The 17,508-nt window shown below is 63.6% G+C and carries 14 protein-coding genes; 6 read left to right on the forward strand and 8 right to left on the reverse strand.

The features are described from left to right. Positions 1–56: 56 nt before the first annotated feature. From M0G41_RS06545 to M0G41_RS06565, 4 genes are all read left to right on the forward strand, one after another. Positions 57–1,451 carry a sigma-54-dependent transcriptional regulator gene (locus tag M0G41_RS06545; RefSeq protein WP_282452748.1) on the forward strand — a complete coding sequence of 465 codons (1,395 nt, stop codon included), beginning with the start codon at positions 57–59 and terminating at the stop codon, positions 1,449–1,451. 107 nt (positions 1,452–1,558) lie between these two features. Then, positions 1,559–2,302, forward strand: coding sequence for a hypothetical protein (locus M0G41_RS06550; RefSeq protein ID WP_248206708.1), 744 nt, complete (start codon positions 1,559–1,561; stop codon positions 2,300–2,302). Positions 2,303–2,620: 318 nt separating this feature from the next. Further along, positions 2,621–3,061, forward strand: a complete 441-nt coding sequence (locus M0G41_RS06560; RefSeq protein ID WP_282452749.1) for a pilin — start codon at positions 2,621–2,623, stop codon at positions 3,059–3,061. Between the two features lie 36 nt (positions 3,062–3,097). Then, positions 3,098–5,050: a tetratricopeptide repeat protein gene (locus tag M0G41_RS06565; RefSeq protein ID WP_248206711.1), complete on the forward strand. Its 1,953-nt coding sequence runs from the start codon at positions 3,098–3,100 to the stop codon at positions 5,048–5,050. 92 nt (positions 5,051–5,142) lie between these two features. Here the strand turns inward: M0G41_RS06565 and M0G41_RS06570 are convergent, their stop codons facing one another. The 8 genes from M0G41_RS06570 to M0G41_RS06605 form a co-directional block, all read right to left on the reverse strand. Continuing rightward, entirely contained in the window at positions 5,143–6,243 is a 1,101-nt protein-coding gene (locus M0G41_RS06570) for a glycosyltransferase (RefSeq protein WP_248206712.1), read from the reverse strand. Between the two features lie 15 nt (positions 6,244–6,258). Then, the gene (locus M0G41_RS06575) at positions 6,259–7,398 is read right to left on the reverse strand and encodes a glycosyltransferase family 4 protein (RefSeq protein ID WP_248206715.1); all 1,140 of its coding nucleotides are present in this window, start codon (positions 7,396–7,398) and stop codon (positions 6,259–6,261) included. Continuing rightward, positions 7,388–9,295, reverse strand: coding sequence for an asparagine synthase (glutamine-hydrolyzing) (asnB, locus tag M0G41_RS06580; protein WP_282452750.1), 1,908 nt, complete (start codon positions 9,293–9,295; stop codon positions 7,388–7,390). The genes M0G41_RS06575 and asnB overlap by 11 nt, the downstream gene beginning before the upstream one ends. A 1-nt stretch (position 9,296) precedes the next feature. Next, the gene (locus M0G41_RS06585; RefSeq protein ID WP_248206719.1) at positions 9,297–9,926 is read right to left on the reverse strand and encodes a TylF/MycF/NovP-related O-methyltransferase; all 630 of its coding nucleotides are present in this window, start codon (positions 9,924–9,926) and stop codon (positions 9,297–9,299) included. 267 nt (positions 9,927–10,193) lie between these two features. After that, on the reverse strand, positions 10,194–10,982 hold the full coding sequence (locus M0G41_RS06590) for a class I SAM-dependent methyltransferase (protein WP_248206721.1): 789 nt from the start codon (positions 10,980–10,982) through the stop codon (positions 10,194–10,196). After that, positions 10,979–12,166, reverse strand: a complete 1,188-nt coding sequence (locus M0G41_RS06595; RefSeq protein WP_248206724.1) for a lipopolysaccharide biosynthesis protein — start codon at positions 12,164–12,166, stop codon at positions 10,979–10,981. Before M0G41_RS06595 ends, M0G41_RS06590 begins: the two co-directional genes overlap by 4 nt. A gap of 101 nt (positions 12,167–12,267) precedes the next feature. Next, positions 12,268–13,416, reverse strand: a complete 1,149-nt coding sequence (locus tag M0G41_RS06600; RefSeq protein ID WP_248206726.1) for a UDP-N-acetylglucosamine 2-epimerase — start codon at positions 13,414–13,416, stop codon at positions 12,268–12,270. 36 nt (positions 13,417–13,452) lie between these two features. Continuing rightward, on the reverse strand, positions 13,453–14,310 hold the full coding sequence (locus M0G41_RS06605) for a glycosyltransferase family 2 protein (protein WP_248206728.1): 858 nt from the start codon (positions 14,308–14,310) through the stop codon (positions 13,453–13,455). 206 nt (positions 14,311–14,516) lie between these two features. Here M0G41_RS06605 and pilB point away from each other — a divergent pair, with 206 nt between their 5' ends. Continuing rightward, complete coding sequence (gene pilB / locus M0G41_RS06610) at positions 14,517–16,241, forward strand: type IV-A pilus assembly ATPase PilB (protein ID WP_248206730.1); 1,725 nt, start codon at positions 14,517–14,519, stop codon at positions 16,239–16,241. Positions 16,242–16,244: 3 nt separating this feature from the next. After that, a complete protein-coding gene (locus tag M0G41_RS06615; RefSeq protein WP_248206732.1) occupies positions 16,245–17,504 on the forward strand; it encodes a type II secretion system F family protein in 1,260 nt (419 codons plus the stop codon). Positions 17,505–17,508 lie beyond the last annotated feature (4 nt).

The raw sequence follows: 17,508 nt of genomic DNA on the forward strand, positions 1-17,508 counted from the left end.
CACGTCGCCCTCGCGAACCGGCATAATCAGCGCGGCCTTCCGACCGTGGGTTGCCCATGCTGCCATCCCGCTGCGCCCTGGTAGTCGATGACGAGCGCGACATCCGCGAATTGCTGTCGATCACCCTGAGCCGGATGGGCCTGCAGGTGGACACCGCCGAGGATCTGGCCGTGGCGCAGCGCAAGCTGGCCAGTCAGGCCTACGATCTGTGCTTCACCGACATGCGCCTGCCCGACGGCTCTGGACAGAGCCTGATCGAACTGATCAGCAGTCGCTATCCCGATACGCCGGTGGCGATGATCACCGCGCACGGGAACGTCGACGCCGCGGTCAATGCGCTCAAGGCCGGCGCCTTCGATTTCGTCAGCAAGCCGGTCGACCTGCATGTCCTGCGCCGCATGGTGCAGAACGCCCTCCAGCTCGGCGAGCAGCGCCGCGCCCAGGCCCAGCTCAGCAACAACAAGCTGCTTGGAGAGTCGGCCCCGATCAACTCACTGCGGGCCACGATCGCCAAGGTCGCCCGCAGCCAGGCCCCGGTGTTCATCAGCGGCGAATCCGGCGTCGGCAAGGAGCTGGTCGCCCGGCTGATCCACGAGCAGGGTCCCCGCTCGGGCGGCGCCTTCGTCCCGGTCAACTGCGGAGCGATCCCGACGGAACTCATGGAAAGCGAGTTCTTCGGCCACAAGAAGGGCAGCTTCACCGGCGCCGTGGCCGACAAGGAAGGTCTGTTCCAGGCCGCGAACGGCGGCACGCTGTTCCTCGACGAGGTGGCCGAGCTGCCGCTGCACATGCAGGTCAAGCTGCTTCGGGTGATCCAGGAGAAATCGATCCGTCCGGTCGGTGCCAACATCGAGCAGCCGGTTGATGTGCGGATCCTCTCGGCCACCCATACCGACCTGTCCGCACGTGTCGCGGACGGGCGCTTCCGGCACGATCTGTACTACCGCATCAACGTCATCGAGCTGAACGTCCCCCCGTTGCGCGAGCGCCCCAACGACATCCCCCTTCTGGCGGACGCCCTGCTCAAACGGCTGGCCGCCGACAATGGCGATCCCGGTTACGAACTGGCTGAGGACGCCCAGGAGCAGCTGGCCGGCTACGCCTTTCCGGGCAATGTCCGCGAGTTGGAGAACATCCTCGAGCGAGCGGTGGCGCTGTGCGACGGAGGCATCATCCACGCCGAGGACCTGCGCCTGCCATCGCCCCCTCCAGCCACGCAACCGACCGGCGATGCAGAGCAGCCGGCGCGCGGCCAGGGCGCCGCTGCCACGCCCCCCACCCTGCCCGACCGTCTTCCCGACGCCTTGCCTGATTTCATGGAGTCACTGGAGCGCGAGGCCATCCAGAAGGCACTGATCGAGTGCAAGTACAACAAGACCAAGGCCGCCGCCAAGCTCGGAATCACCTTCCGGGCGATGCGCTACAAGCTCAAGAAGCTGGGCATCGACTAGCGCCCCCATCCCGCTCTTGATCCGGTCATGCCCGCCCCCAGATCGCCGCACGGGGCGCCGGTCGGGTGGCCGGGGGCCCGGGACGGATCACATTTGGAGGACTCCCGATGAGCCGCTGGAAAGCTGCCGGCATCCATCTCCTGATCAGCCTTGGCGTGGTCGCGGCGCTGGCCGCCCTGATGCTCTCGACCTGGTACGCCAGGGGACTGTTCCAGTTTGCCCAGGCCGACCGACTGCTGCTCCTGGTCGGCGCCATCGACGTCACCGTCGGCCCATTGCTGACCCTGCTGGTGTTCCGGGCCGGCAAGAAGGGCCTGAAGCTCGATCTCAGCCTGATCGGTCTCGCCCAGGTCGCCTTCCTCGCCTATGGCCTGAGCGTGGTCTGGATCTCCCGCCCCGCCTTCCTGGTGGCGCTGCCGGAGCGCGTCCAACTGGTCTTCGCCAACGAGATCGATCCCGACACCCTGCCGGTGGTGGACGGCGCCCTCCCCCGCAGCCGTGTGCCCTGGCTCGGCCCGGAACTGGTCGGGGCCAGGCGGCCGCAGGACCCAGCCGAACGCGCTCGACTGGTGGACGAACTGATCGCAGGCCGTGATCTGCCCGCCTTTCCCAAGTACTACGTGCCTTTCCCACAGCTGGCCGACGACCTGCTGGCCGCCTCGGAGAGCATCGAGTCCCTGGGCCGGAGACTCGGGCCCGACGAGCGCCGCGCCCTGCACGAGCGACTGCGCGCCGAGTACGGAAACGGCGCCCGCTGGGTGCCCATCGTCTCGTCCCGAGGCACCGCGACCCTGTTCATCGATCCGGAGACGGCCCTGCCCTTGCGTGCCGACCCCTTTGATCCGCGGTGACAATCTGGACGGCCTGCGTCACTAACTGACGCATTTTGCGTCCACTGCGGGCCTCCCCGGTGTCTCGCTTCTGAGCAGCCGGCCACGCGGGGCGCTCACGCGGTTTCGCACGGCCCTCCTTAAGCTTGAACAATGTCCTTTAAAATCAAGTTTCTGGAACATCTCAGATCTGGATTTTCGGTCGTGGCACGCAATGTGCTTTAATCTTCCTGCGCAGTTGTCGACAAGGGCCGCAAGGCCACGGAGCAAGGCCGCGGGCCTCTTGAGTCGGCATCGGCGACGTTAGCTAACCCGCAACCTACCCACTGGGGAGTTCCCATGAAGAAGATGCAAGGTTTCACCCTGATCGAGCTGATGATCGTGATCGCGATCCTCGGCATCCTGATGGCGATCGCCATCCCGGCCTACCAGGACTACACCGTCCGTGCGCGCTTCTCCGAGTGCATCGGCAAGCTCGCCCCGCTGAAGCTCACCGCGTCGGAGATCCGCCTCAATTCGCGCACCGCTTCGTTCCCAGCGAACATCGCGCAGCTGGGCGACGTGGACGGCACGAACTTCTGCGCGGCAGCCACGTCCCCCGCCGCAGGCCGTATCCAGATCGCCAACTCGGCAGGTATCGGCAACGGCCTCGCCTCCGGCGCCATCGTGGTCGAGCTCTCCGGAACCGTCCTCGCGGGTCAGTCGGATGTGACCTGGGTCTGCAAGCCGGCCGATCCTGCCGATGCCGACAACAAGTACCTGCCGGGCTCCTGCCGCTAAGGGATTCGTCAGGCAGACGGCAAACATGGGCTTCGCATGAATGCCCAACCGGACCCCGCCCCTTCGGCGGGGTCCTTCATTTGTCGCGGACTGATTCCCTGCCTGGTCGTCGCGCTCTGCCTCATCCCCTTTATTCCCGGGCTGAGCGGCCCCTTTCAGCATGACGACCTCAGCAACCTCCCCAGATTGATCGTTGGCCCGTTCGGCTGGGAGTCGCTCTGGGATGTCGCCGTCCGCAATGAGAGCGGCCTGCTCAGGCGCCCGCTGTCCAATATCGCTCTCGCCCTCAATTACTGGGGCAGCGGTATTTCCGACCCCTTTCCCTTCAAGCTCGGAAACCTGCTTGTACATGGCCTCACCGGCCTGGCCGCGTATTGGCTGTGCGTCGAGTTCCTGAGCATCCCCCATATCAGGCGCAGCCTGCCCGCATCGCCGCGGCAGATCGCCCTGCTCGCCGCCGCGATCTGGGTGATCCACCCGCTCCAGGTGAGCACGGCGCTCTATGTCGTCCAGCGCATGGCGCAGCTCGCCACGCTGTTCAGTTTGGTCGCGGTCGCCTGGGCCCTCCACTGGACGCGCGCCCACTGGAGCTCGGCCGAACGACCCAGCGGCTCGCGTCTGGCAGCGGCCGGCTTCATGCTGGCCTCGCTTCTTGCCATAGCTTCCAAGGAGAACGGGGTGCTGACCCCCGTCCTGCTGCTGGCTTGTCTGCTGCCAGCCTTTTCTGCTCTTCGTGGCGGCACGTCGCAGCACGCCTACGCAGTGCGCAACTTTCGACCGCTTGCGTACTTGTGCATCGCCCTTCCGCTGGCGCTCGGCCTGACCCTGGCGGCGTTCCGCCCGGAGCTCGTGATCGGGGGCTACGCGGGCAGACCCTTCACCTGGGATGAGCGCCTCCTGACCCAATCGATCGTGCTGTGGAAGTACATCTCCATGATCCTCCTGCCAAGGCCCAGCGAGATGGGTCTCTATCATGAGGTGGCGGTCCACGGCCCCGGGTCTGTTGCCGCGTGGATCGCCACGGCGGGTCTGGCGGCAATGCTGGCAACCGCGACGACTCTGATGAAGCGGGCCCCAATCCTCTCCTGGGCGCTGTTGTGGTTTTTCGGCTCCCACCTGCTGGAGTCAAGCCTCCTGCCGCTGGAGATGATCTATGAGCACCGCAACTACACGGGGCTTCTAGGTTTTTCCGCAATGGCATCGTGGGGAATCTTCGCCTTCGCAGGACGCACAGGCGTGCACGCAGGCCTTATAGCGGCCCTGCCCATCGCTCTTCTGGCGAGCTTGACCTTCAGTCGCGCGGTGGACTGGTCCAGTCCGGAGCGCTTCTATGCGGCCGAGTATCGCCACCACCCCGAGTCGTTCCGCGCCCTGCTGGGTTTCTACGACAGGATTGAGAACGTGGGCGCTTTCCCGGAGGTCGCAGCACAGCTCAAGCAGGAAATAATCGATCGACGGGGCGATGAGCCGTGGGTCGCGCTGATGCTGGCGTCCGAAGAGTGCGGCAATCCGGATTTCAGGGCCGATTGGGACCGGGTACTGGAACGGGTCCGCAACGCGAACAGCCTCGGCAGGTTCTCTGATTACGCGCATTCGGTATTGGACCAGGTGATCAAGGGCCACTGCAGGCACCTGGACCTCGACGCCTTCTCCAATGTCCTGAAGCAACTCCACAGTCGGGCGCTCTACGCCGATGATCGGGCCAACGCCTCCATGGCGGCCAATCTCAATGCCTGGGTTCATCGCCACAAGCGCGAATGGGAGGAAGCGCGCAGTTGGCACTGGCGAGCGTCCTCAGCAGACCCTGATTCGGTCGAGCCATTGTTCGAACTCGCCTACCTCGAGCTCAATCAGGGAAACCCTGCTGGAGCCCAGGCCGCAATCGAGGAACTGAAACGCCGAGAGGATCGAAGCCTGCGTCCGGTCAGCCATCGACTGCGCGAGATCGAGGGCCACCTCCAGCACCTGCTGGAAACCCAATCCCAGTAACCGCGTGGCCAGCGAGCGGACATACCCCCCTGAGCCGGATGCTGGCCAATGAATCACTCCCCCAAGCGAGCTGGCGCCGCTTCTTGACGCCGTCAACCGCGCGAACTGATCGCACGCAGTAGCACTGTCTCGTATTGACGGGCAAGATCGGTCCAGGGCTGACTGATGGCCGGGTCCAATGGCCGCGGATCGAGGAGAGCGCACTGCATCCGAGACGCAAGTGCCGTGGAGTCTCCGGGTGGGTAGAGGGCATCGGGACGCATACTGAGCAGTGACGCCACTTCGCCGATTTCAGCCGCGATCACAGGCAGGCCGCAGGCCACCATCTCCACCAGCTTCATCGGATGGCAAGCCTCCGAGAACGCTCCTACCCGGTTGTACACCACACCCACGTCAAGCGCCTTCCACAGGAGAGCTACGTCCTGGTGTGGCAGTACTCCCAGGTCGATGAACCTACGATTCGGGGTCAGTCGAACAGAGCCATCCCTCGGCCCGGCCAAACAAAGGTGGACATCAGGGCATAGCTCGAGCAGCCTCTCATGGGCTTGAATCAGGTCCTGCACGCCCCGCGCGGAGGATAGTGACCCTGCCGAACCGACCAACGGAACTCCAAGCGGCAGTCCCAGTGCTTGCCTGGCCGCGACCTTTCCGATCGAGGGTACGAACTGACCGGGGATGCCGTTCCCGATCACCGTCACTCTCTGCAGCTGCACGCCCCTGCTGATGAGCTGAGCACGCAACGTCTGGGTCACCGCGACCACGCAGCGGGCCCGACGGGATGCTCTTCTCAGCGCCCAGCGCAATCCCGGCACCCGGCTAAGCCCGAAGGCTTCATAGTCGTCGTAAAAGTCGAGCACCACGGGAATACCCAGGCGGCTTCCAATGAACTCAGCCGCGGCCAGGTGCAAGGCATCACTGCTCGCAACCAGCACGTCGGGCGCGAAGCGCGCAATGGCCGCGGCCCAACCGCCAAACGGCCTATGCGGAACGGGCAGCATATCGGCGCTGCTCCAGCGCACGCGGTCACGGATCGTAACGCTCGCCCCAGCCCGAGAACGGTAGGACGTGAATGCGACCTCCACGGAGTGGCCAAGGGCCGCGAGCGCCCGAGGAATCTCATAAAGCCGCCCGTATGCATCATCCAGAGCATCCCGACCGGTGTACTGACGTTTGGAGACGAAAAGTACTCGCAAGGAAGACTCGACGTTCTAGCGGCAAACGGTTCGAAACAGGTCCAGATTGCGGGAAGCGACCTGTTCGATCGAGAAGAACTCCTCCACCAGCTCGCGAGCCCGCCTACCGCGCGCGAGCCAGCCCCCCTCGTCAGCGCCAAGCATCTCCCCAACGGCCTGCGCCAGTGCAGCCTCATCGTCAGGCGCACAGGTCCACCCAGCTCCATCTTCCACGTACGTGTCGATACCGCCGCATCGGGTGCAGAGCACCGGGAGCCCAGCCTCCATCGCCTCAAGAGCGGCGTTCGACATGCCCTCATATCTTGACGGTAGAACGAAGGCGTCCGCGTCCTCTAGCACGCTCCGAACCTGATCCGCGGGGAGTGCCCCTCCGAACGATACGCAGTCACTCATCCCCAGACGCTCGACCTGCTGCTGGAGCTGTCCCCGCAGAGATCCCTCTCCCCACAACGAAAGCCGGAATCGTCTACCGGCCTGGCGCTGCGAAGCCAGGACATTCAATAGAAGATCAATCCCCTTCTGTTTCTCAAGCCTTCCCGTCCACACGAGGCGCCTTGGGTCGGCCAAGGCTTTGCGGCAGACAGCGGGCGCCACGCTGACGCCATTCGGGATACTGAACCTTGGCGGATGCACGATCCCAAGCCGCTCCAGATCTTCCGCGATTGCGGCGTTGATGAGGTTGACCGCGTCGATCTGGGAGTCGAGAAGAGACAGCCAGAATCTCGAGAAAGGTACAGACCTGACAAAAGCAGCGTCTCCGTCCCCCCGGGCGTTGATCGGCACCACCACCAGCTTCCAGGAAACGATGCGAAGAGCCTTGAGCAGCGCCAGCGCCAGCGCCGCGTCCCCCATGCCACGGCTGTAGACGACGTCGAACCTGCTTCGATTCCTGAAAGCAAACAGGATGTGCGAGACGAGGTACGAGCAGCCCCTCGCCAGCCTGCCGAGCCCGTTCGCCGCAAATAGCCGGTGCGTCTGAAGACGCTGCGCTCCCAGCTCCTGCACGCCGGTCGGAATCCGGTGACCCGCGACTTCAACCTCGGCCCCTTGGGCCAGCCAAACCTCGACCAGCCGCGAGACCTGGTTCTCTGCGCCACCCATCACATACGGTGGCAGGTTAGATACCACCAGCACCTTCAGCCTGCTACCGCCCATGGCGATCACACCAAGCGAGGTACATCAGTGTGGCCCACAGCACGTATCCATGGTCTGCTCTTTTGCTAATGTGCTGGCGCCAGACACGTGAGAGCCACTGCGCGTCCAGAAGCGGATCGTCACCCTGCATTGCCGGGCGAAACAGAGAATCCGCCCAGTCGAAGAGCGCTCCCCTTAACCAGGCTCCAATCGGAACATCGAAGCCTTGTTTGCGTCGCTGAGATACGTCAGCCAGGCCACGCTCTGCCACCAGGTTCCGAAGCACGGTCTTGCCGGAGCGGCCGTCGCACAACAGGGAAGAAGGCAACCTCCAGGCCAGGTTAATCAACTCATGATCGAGGAAGGGGCATCTCAGCTCCAGGCCGACCGCCATGCTCGATCGATCAAGTTTGTGTGTGATCCCCTCGGGTAGCAGCAAGGCCTGATCGAGGAATCGACATCTCGCACCAAAGCCACTGCCGGAAAGCCATCCCGGCATTCGAGGCCAAGCGGGATCATCCAGGAAGTTGATGGATTCGGAGCCGCTGAAGCGCAGCAATGCTTGCGCATAGGCCTCCGCGCCTTGAACACCCACACGGGACGCCTGCCTGTTGAGCGCAGCCGAGACTCTTCCCGGCGGCACTATCCGACCCATCCCCCCCCCGCCCAGAGCGAGCAAACGACGGACCTGCCAGGGAAACAAGCGCAACGCCTGCCAGTTGCGCTCGCCATCCAGATATCTCTGGTATCCATGAAACGCCTCGTCTCCGCCATCGCCGGTCAGAGCGACGGTCACGCTCTGCCGGGCAGCGTCAGCGACCAGCAGCGCTGGCAGCTGCGCAACGTCTGCGAAGGGCTCGTCGAATACGTCGACGACGCGCTGGACAGAGGCCAATGCAGCACCGCCCGCCAAATGTACCGTGGTGTGGTCGGTGCCCAAGCGGCACGCAGTGTCGGCCGCGACTCGCTCCTCGTTGACATCGGGCTCGTCGAAGGCAACGGTGAAAGTCTTCACACCCCCTGCCGACATCCTGACCATGCTCGATACGATCAGGGATGAGTCGATACCCCCGGAAAGCAAAGCCCCGACGGGCACGTCTGCCTGATGCCGGAGACCCACTGCCCGGTCAAGGGCCTCACCGACGAGTGCCTGGGCCTCCCATTCGCTTCCCGTCCAGGGGTCCTGCGCGGCACGTTGAACCATGTCACCGAGATCCCACCAACGCTCTACCCGGGACATGAACACATCGACGTCAGGTCTCCACAGCCGGTCAGCCCGCGCGATACGAATCATCGCCCCCGCAGGCAATTTGAAGATTCCGGGGTGAATGGTCCAGGGAGCTGGAATGAAACCGAATGACAGCAGCCAATCCAGCGCCCGAGGCTCGACGACATGTCGCCAGTCGGGATGCTCCCTGAACGCCTTCAGCTCCGAGCCGGCGACCCAATCCTGTCCGACCATGCCGAGGTACAGAGGCTTCTCGCCGAAACGATCGCGCGCAAGCGTGAGGGCGCCGGAGCGCGTGTCGAACGCTGCGAAGGCGAACATCCCGTTGCAGCGCTGCAATGCATCCTTCACGCCCCACGAAGCAATCGCTTCGACCAGGGTTTCCGTATCCGAGTTGCCCCTCCAGCGGACATCGGCGGTGGATTCCAGGCTCTTCCGCAAGCTCGCGTGGTTGTAGATTTCCCCGTTGAACGCAAGCACCCAGCGACCGTTCGCGGAGGCCATCGGCTGAGCCCCGGCTTCCGAAAGCTCGACGACGCGCAGGCGGCGGTGAGCCAGGGCGATGCTGCAGTCATCGTTGCGCCAGACACCAGCAGCATCCGGCCCTCGATGTGCGAGTACGCCGCCCATTCTTTCCGCGAGTCCCGGTACGGCGGCGCCGGCCCCCATCAGGACAGCCAGACCGCACATGTCAGGTCTTGACGAACTGACGGGCGGAATAGTCGATCCTGTGCAGGAAGACCTTCAGCGAATGCTCCTTGATGAATTCATCCGTTGCCTGCCGCGCACCTTGCCAGTGGCCATAGTCATCTATGGTGACCAACCCGAAAGGGGACACTCTCGGATACAGGTGTCGAAGCTCGTGGGCGGTCGACCGGTACCAGTCCGTATCCAGCCGGAGATAGCTGATCGCGCCCGGGGCCTGCTGTGGCAGCGTCTCGCATACGTCACCCTGCACTAGATGAAACCTGCCAGGGGGATACCCTGTCGAGTGCAGGTTCCGCCGGACCAAATCCGATCCTGCTTCGCACCATCGATCCCCTACGGCTCGCGTCAGCGATGCGTCGTACACCCCGGACGCTTCGGCCCCGGAAAAGTCGCGATCACGCTGGTCAGGGGCGGTCATCCCGCTAAAGGTATCGAACAGGTAAAGGTCACGTTCCTGCCCGAGCGAGCTCAGGGTCAACGCGGCGGCCATCATCTGACCGCCTCGCCATACACCACACTCGACAATCGCCCCTTCGATCCCCTGCTCGACCACGTACTGGACTGAAGCGATCGTTGCCAGCGTGCGCTCAACTCCCCCCATGGTATGAGGCAATGACGTGTCCAGGATCCTCCGCTGCCACTTCGGGACGTCATCCAGCGAAGCCTCGCGAAGCGCTCTCTTGATGTTACTGAGGTATCGTCGGATCACAGTCTTGTCTCTTGAGGGGCGAAATCGCGGGACAGAGCCTGCCGCCCTAGGCATGAAGGGCCCGGCACGCTCAACCCATCCGGATCCTGCAGCAGGCGGAACCTGCCTCCGCGAGAAGGCCACAGCCGATGCCGGGCCATTCGACTTACTGCTCTCCTGGAGAGGCCGAGCCTAGTCGCCGCGAGCAACGTCACGGCTTGGGCCATATCGGAGAACGAACAGCGTCGAGGAGGAGCCGAGCACCCTCGCCAGAGCCGTTCGAGCCCCCAACCGCAGCGCATTGCCGAGAAGCATGGTGCCAGAATAGAACACGCCGCACGCAGAAACCCTTTCCAGTTCCCAGTTCAGTGCTCGAAACTTTCTTGCCCACCAGCGGGTAGAGAAGTACCAGGTCTCTGTGACGAAATTCCCCCGTTCGCCGTGCCTTGAGGGCAGTAGCAACCTGAGTCCACCAGGACGTTCTCGCACGGAAAGGCTGTCGGTCCCGAGCATGGGAGGCGGCCGCCGCTTGCCAAGAAGAAACTGGACTGCACGTTTGAACACCCAGGCCGGGTGAAGCAAGGTCGTCCATACGCGCCACGAAGCGCTGGGAACCACGTGCACAGCGATGCCAGTGCGACGCAGGACCCGAGCCATCTCCGACAGTAGGGGTTCCAGGGGAAGGAGGTGCTCCAGCAGGTTGGAGCTGAATACAACATCCACGGATTCATCATCGAGCGGCAACCGGACACCGTCGTAATCCTGCACCGGGAACACCCGGCGCCCCTTGTAAGCGCTCGATCCGATGTCCAAAGCGGTCACCTGATATCCCAGCTCAGAGAGCAAGGCAGCCTGCTCCCCGGTCCCGGCGCCAACATCCAGAACCAGAATGTCCCTTCGGGCACCAAAATGGCCACGGATTGCCTCGGAGACGAGCCGCAGCTCGAATGCCCGGATTGCGGACAGTGCTTCCGCGTTCAATGGCTTTGCCGCTCACGCCGACGACCGATTACGGCCTTGCTGACAACGGCCACCATCAGCAGGGCGGAGAGCATCTCCACCAGGGCCATTGCCGCGAACCCGGCTCCCAGTCCTGAACTGGGAACTAGCACGGCCAGAAGAGCTACGAGGGCAACGGTATACATGATCTCGATAGCGACGCGCTGCTGCTTTCGCTCCAATGCCAGAAGAAGGTTTGCGGAGAATACCCGGACGCAGAAGAAAGCTACCCAGCAGGCAAGGAGCGGAGCGTACTCACTGATGATGGAGAACTCTGGCCCCAGAATGCCGACAATCCATTCGTTGGTCAGAAAGAATATCAGCGCGGCTGCCCCGGCATAGGCAACAGCGGCGAGGAAGAGCAAGGTCATCTTTCCGGGGGCAAGGGGCTGCCCACCGCTCAGCCGGAAAAGCCGGGGCGTGACGACCATCGCCAATGACTCGATCGGAAGTGCGAACACAGCCCCGATCCTTTGCCCCGCAGCATACTCCCCGCCCAACTTGGCCCCTCCGGCCGAGACCGCAGCCCACTTGTCCAGGGAGGTGGATCCCAGACTGCTGGCCCATAGCGCGGCGAAGCCCAATCCCTCGCCCATCTCCCTCCGACTGGGTCGCGCCTGCGTACGCTTTACGGAAAGCACGGCACAGGTGATCGGCCATACCGGAGCGAGTAGCGCAATCAGCGCGAGAGCATGCAAGAGCACGAACCCCCGTATCCCGAACGGCTCTCCCGCAGCCACGAAGGCAAGCGCTGCCAAGACGCGTGCGAGCGGAGCCGCCACGCCTGCGGCCGCGGCCAGTGCCATTCTCCCGCTTGCCGCAAACGCGAACCCGGCCTGCGTGGCAACAGGCGGCATTGCAATCTCGACGAACCCAAGCGCAAGAATCCAGCCGATCTCCAGCTCGGCAGGAAAGGACCAGGAAAGCAGGACGAACGCGAGCGCAAGCACGGGGAGCCCTCGACTCAGCGCCCAGCTGACCGCCGCCATGCGCTGGTTGAGCAGCGCTCCATCCCTGGCGACATCCTGATACAGCTTCAAGCCCAGGCCGAACGCAGCAAACCCGCCGATTGCCAACGCCAGTCCCGAGACCGCCGCAACCATGCCGTAGCCTTCGGCGCCCAGGGTGCGGGCAACGACAAAGAGCCAGACTACCTGCAGGAGCACCCGAGCCCCATTCCATGCGAAAACAGCCAACGTCTGCGTCAACAGTCGATTGGCGGGCCCGGAATCACGGTGGGCTCGCAATCCGCTGAAGACTGACCACCTCACTCGAACTCCTGCTCAAGGACATCGACGATGAAGGCGCTGGGTGAATGCTTTGCTAGAGGCCTGATTGCCCACCGCTTGCCGCGCTTTTCTTGAACGAACTGCGGAACTCCCTCAAGTCCGTGACCTGCCATCGAGACGCTATCCCCGATGCCGTCTGATCGCTCCGTTTCCTCTCTGAGGAGCATGGTCGGCAGCCCGAGCATGGCAGCCTCTTCCTGATTGCTGCCTCCGTCTGTCAGCAGAAAGCTGGACTGCAGCATGCAGGCAATGAAGTTCGGATAGTCCATGCGCGGCAACAGCTCAAGATTCTCCTGCGACTCAAGGCGGCCAATCCATCCTGTGGACTCAAGGCGGCGTCGAGTGACCGGATGGAGAACGAACTTCAGCCTGCAGTGATTCGCGGCCAGCTGGACCGCCCGAAGAATCTCATCAAGCCTCTGCCTGTTGGAGAGATTCTCATTCCGATGCATCGAAACGATCCCGAATCCCCCCGCCCCGCCTTCATGGATACCACCAGCCTTGGATTCCAGCGCCATGCCCAACACATCGCGGATCGTGTTTCCCCGAGTGTCGACAACCTTGCCTCGGGCACCTGCGAGATTCTCCGCGGCGGCTCCATCGGGTGCGAGATGGAGAGCCGTCATCCTCGATACCAGACGTCGGACCAGCTCCTCGGGGAAAGGCGACATCAACCGTGGGGAGCGTAAACCTGCCTCAATATGGACTACCGGGACTCGGGCCATCTTGAGAGCGATTGCGGAGAACAGGGTGGAAGCAGTGTCGCCGTGGACCAAGCCCCAGCGGGCTGACCGCCACTCTCCCCTCAGGAGCGACTGGATGACAGCCAGCGCGAAACGCACGGCCCAAGTCAAGAATGAAAACTTGCTGTCCGCCTCGGCATCAGGCACCAGAACCTGATCGGCGGACCGGATTCCAAAGCACGCCTCGAGTTCGCGAAAGGTCTCGGAATGCTGCCCGGTGTAGACAAGCCGGTAGGACAGTCCACGCTTGTCGAGCTCTTTGATTACCGGCGCCGTCTTGATGAGCTGCGCTTTCGTGCCGATGAAGATCAGGCCGTAGGACGAAGTATTCTCCCACCGCGCGGGCGGGAGAGGCTCGACCCTGGAGGAAGAAGAATGGCCCACGCCGAGAATCGTCAGAACTGACTGGATTGAGCCAAGCTAGTTCTTTCCTCGCCCGTAGACGAGAGCCGAGACCTGCTCCGACACCAGGCCGATCAGAAACACGATGACCGCTGCGCTGAACAGGAGCAGGCTCATGTTCGTGAAACGGTTGTCGGTAACAAAGGTATAGCTGTAATAGCTCGCGCCCAGCCCGAAGAAGATGAGTGACATCGGAAGGAAAATCTTCATCGGCGAATAAAGCGTTGCGATCTTGAAGATGATCACCAGGAACCGGAAGCCGTCCCTCAGCGGCCGGATGTGGCTGGCTGTCCCCACCCTTGCTACGACCTTGATCGGCCGATACGTCACCGCGTAGGCACTGCGGAAAAAGGCCATGGTGATCGTCGTTGGATAGCTGAAGCCATTTGGCAGCAGATGCAGGAACTCCCGAAAGCGATCCGCTCGAACGGCCCGGAACCCCGAAGTCAGATCGCGGATTGACTGGCCCGTCATCCAGGTCGCGACCCGGTTGTAGAGCCCATTGGCAAGGCTCCTGCCGACGTTCGCCTGCCCTGAAGAGTCCCGCGCTCCGACCACCATGTCGTAGCCCTCAGCCAGCGGTTGGAGTAGATCCGGGATGGATACGGGGTCGTGCTGGCCATCGGCATCCATGAATACGATCACTTCCCCCGATGCCGCGCGTGCGCCGCGTTTGATCGCGGCGCCGTTGCCCATCGAGTAGGGAGAGCTGATCACCTTGGCACCCAAGACTCGGGCAACGTCTGCGGTGTCGTCCGTGGAGCCGTCGTCGACGACGATCACCTCTGCGTCCGGGCAGACGTCCCGGATCCTGGGAAGCGTCTTGCGAAGGCCGGCGGACTCGTTCTTGGCAGGAAGTACGACCGTTAGCTGCATCGCTTCATTCAGGACTCGGAGATGAGGCGAGAGTACCGCAATCCTCGGGCGCAAGCAGTGACCCCCATCCCGAGCAAGGCGAACGACGGAAGGGCTCCTGGCGGTTTCCAGGAGCCCCCTCCGTGAGCGGGGCACCCGAGCGTTTCGGCTGCCTCCACTTTGGTGTAGATTCAGGGGGTTGGCGGCAACCCTTGAGGAAGGCTCGCATGAACGCAGCGCCCACGCCCAATCTGGCGGGCATTACCGGCCTGGTGCGCAGGCTGGTGGCGGATGGCCACCTGCCCGAGCCCGATGCCCGGCGGGCCATGGAGGACGCGGCCAAGGAGAAGAAGCCCGTCCATGTATTCCTGCTCGAGAAGAAGCTGATCACCTCGGCCCAGGTGGCGGCGGCCAACTCGGCCGAGTTCGGCGTGCCGATCTTCGATGTCTCCAGCCTCGACCTGACCCACGCGCCGGTGAAGCTGGTCGAGGAGAAGCTGCTCAACCAGCACCGTGCCCTGCCCCTGTTCAAGCGCGGCAGCCGGCTGTATGTCGGCATCTCCGACCCCACGAACACGCGTGGGCTGGACGAGATCAAGTTCCAGGCCAACATGACGGTCGAGCCGATCCTGGTCGACGAGGAGCAGCTCAAGCGCGCCATCGATACGGCGCTGTCGGCCCAGGAGAGCCTTGGCGACCAGATGGAGGACGCCGAGGGCCTGGAAAACCTCGAGCTGGGCGACACCTCCGAGGACGAGGCCGACGCCGGCGGCGTGGATGCCCGCGGCGACGACACTCCGGTGGTCCGTTTCGTCAACAAGATCCTGGTCGATGCGATCAAGCGTGGTGCCTCGGACATCCATTTCGAGCCCTACGAGGCAGAGTACCGGGTCCGCTTCCGCATGGACGGCATCCTGCGCAGCGTCGCCAAGCCTCCGGTCAAGCTCAATGCCCGCCTCGCCTCGCGCCTCAAGGTCATGTCTTCGCTGGACATCGCCGAGCGCCGGGTGCCGCAGGACGGACGCATCAAGCTCAACCTGTCCAAGAACAAGTCGATGGACTTCCGCGTCAGCACCTGTCCGACGCTGTTCGGCGAGAAGATCGTGCTGCGCATGCTCGACGGCAGCGCGGCCAAGTTGGGCATCGACATGCTCGGCTACGAGGCCGACCAGAAGCAGCTCTACCTCGACGCCCTGGCCAAGCCCTACGGCATGATCCTGGTTACCGGGCCGACCGGATCGGGCAAGACGGTCTCCCTGTACACCGGTCTCAACATCCTCAATACCGAAGAGCGCAACATTTCCACCGCCGAGGACCCGGTCGAGATCCGCGTCGCCGGCATCAACCAGGTGCAGATGAACGTCAAGCGCGGCATGACCTTTGCGGCGGCCCTGCGCTCCTTCCTGCGCCAGGATCCGGACGTGATCATGGTCGGCGAGATCCGCGACCTCGAAACCGCCGAGATCGCGATCAAGGCGGCGCAGACCGGGCATCTGGTGCTCTCGACCCTGCACACCAATGACGCCCCGCAGACCATTTCCCGCCTGATGAACATGGGCATCGCGCCCTACAACATCACCTCCTCGGTCACCCTCGTGATCGCACAGCGCCTGGGCCGACGCCTCCACGACTGCAAGAAGCCCATCCAGCTGCCCGAGGCGGCGCTTGAGGCGGAGGGCTTCTCTCCTGCCGACATCAAGGCCGGCATCACCCTCTACGAACCGGTGGGCTGCGACGGCTGCAACGATGGCTACAAGGGGCGCACCGGCATCTATCAGGTGATGCCGATGTCGGAGGAAATCCAGAAGATCGTCCTGCAGGGCGGCAACGCGCTGCAGATCGCCGAGGCCGCCGAGGTTTCCGGCGTGCGCGACCTGAGACAATCCGCCCTGATGAAGGCCCGCAATGGCGTCACCAGCCTTGCGGAAATCAACCGCGTCACCAAGGACTAAGCCATGGCCGCCAGCAAAGCCGCAGTTAAGGCCCGCCCGGCCGCCCCGCGCAATCCCAATCCGCTGCAGCCCTTCCTCTGGGAAGGCAGGGACAAGCGCGGCCAGGTGATGAAGGGCGAGACGCTAGCCAAGAACGCCAACCTGCTGAAGGCGGAGTTGCGCAAGCAGGGCATCACGCCGATCAACGTCAAGCAGAAGGCCAAGCCGCTGTTCGGCAAGGCCGGACGCACGATCTCGGCTAAGGACATCGCCATCTTCGCCCGCCAGATCGCAACCATGATGCAGTCGGGCGTGCCGATGGTGACGGCCTTCGAGATCATCGGCGGCGGTCAGAGCAATCCGCGCATGAAGGAGATGCTCGACGACATCCGCGCCAGCCTCGAGGGCGGCTCGACCCTGGCCGAGTCGCTGGCCCGGCATCCGGTTCAGTTCGACGAGCTGTTCGTCAACCTGGTCCGCGCGGGCGAAGGCGCCGGCGTGCTGGATACGGTGCTCGACACCATCGCCTCCTACAAGGAGGCCTCCGAGGCCCTCAAGGGCAAGATCAAGAAGGCCATGTTCTACCCGATCGTCGTGATTGCGGTGGCCATCCTTGTCAGCGCCATCCTGCTGATCTTTGTCGTGCCGCAGTTCCAAGCGGTGTTCAAGAGCTTCAACGCCGATCTGCCGGCCTTCACCCTGATGATCATCGCCGCCTCCGACTTCATGCAGAGCTACTGGTGGGCGGTCCTGTTCGGCATGATCGGCGTGGGATGGGGGCTGATCGAGTTCAAGAAGCGCTCGCCGGCCTTCGCCCACTTCCTCGACCGCGCGATCCTCAAGGTCCCGGTTCTGGGTGAGATCGTCAAGAATGCTGCCATTGCGCGCTATGCCCGCACCCTGGCGACCACCTTCAAGGCCGGCGTGCCGCTGGTCGAGGCATTGGAAACGGTTGCCGGCGCCACAGGCAACCAGGTCTTCTCGGACGCGGTCAAACGCGTACGCGAGGATGTCTCGGTCGGCTACCAGCTCAATGTCGCCATGCGCCAGACCGGCGTCTTTCCGCACATGGTCAATCAGATGACCGCGATCGGCGAGGAAGCCGGTGCGCTGGACACCATGCTGTTCAAGGTCGCCGAGTTCTACGAGCAGGAGGTGAACAACGCGGTCGACGCGCTGTCCAGCCTGATCGAACCCTTCGTCATGCTGATCATCGGCGTGGTGGTCGGCGGCATGGTGGTCGGCATGTACCTGCCGATCTTCAAGCTCGCGGCGGCGATGTAAGCCC

The sequence above is a fragment of the Pseudomarimonas salicorniae genome, from assembly GCF_023156535.1.
GTDB lineage: Bacteria > Pseudomonadota > Gammaproteobacteria > Xanthomonadales > Xanthomonadaceae > Pseudomarimonas > Pseudomarimonas salicorniae.

Bases quoted from the DNA above. Each gene is read 5' to 3' on its own strand.
- M0G41_RS06545 (WP_282452748.1), top strand. From the start codon at position 57: ATGCTGCCATCCCGCTGCGCCCTGGTAGTCGATGACGAGCGCGACATC.
- M0G41_RS06550 (WP_248206708.1), top strand. From the start codon at position 1,559: ATGAGCCGCTGGAAAGCTGCCGGCATCCATCTCCTGATCAGCCTTGGC.
- M0G41_RS06560 (WP_282452749.1), top strand. From the start codon at position 2,621: ATGAAGAAGATGCAAGGTTTCACCCTGATCGAGCTGATGATCGTGATC.
- M0G41_RS06565 (WP_248206711.1), top strand. From the start codon at position 3,098: ATGAATGCCCAACCGGACCCCGCCCCTTCGGCGGGGTCCTTCATTTGT.
- M0G41_RS06575 (WP_248206715.1), bottom strand. From the start codon at position 7,398: ATGGGCGGTAGCAGGCTGAAGGTGCTGGTGGTATCTAACCTGCCACCG.
- asnB (WP_282452750.1), bottom strand. From the start codon at position 9,295: ATGTGCGGTCTGGCTGTCCTGATGGGGGCCGGCGCCGCCGTACCGGGA.
- M0G41_RS06605 (WP_248206728.1), bottom strand. From the start codon at position 14,310: ATGCAGCTAACGGTCGTACTTCCTGCCAAGAACGAGTCCGCCGGCCTT.
- pilB (WP_248206730.1), top strand. From the start codon at position 14,517: ATGAACGCAGCGCCCACGCCCAATCTGGCGGGCATTACCGGCCTGGTG.
- M0G41_RS06615 (WP_248206732.1), top strand. From the start codon at position 16,245: ATGGCCGCCAGCAAAGCCGCAGTTAAGGCCCGCCCGGCCGCCCCGCGC.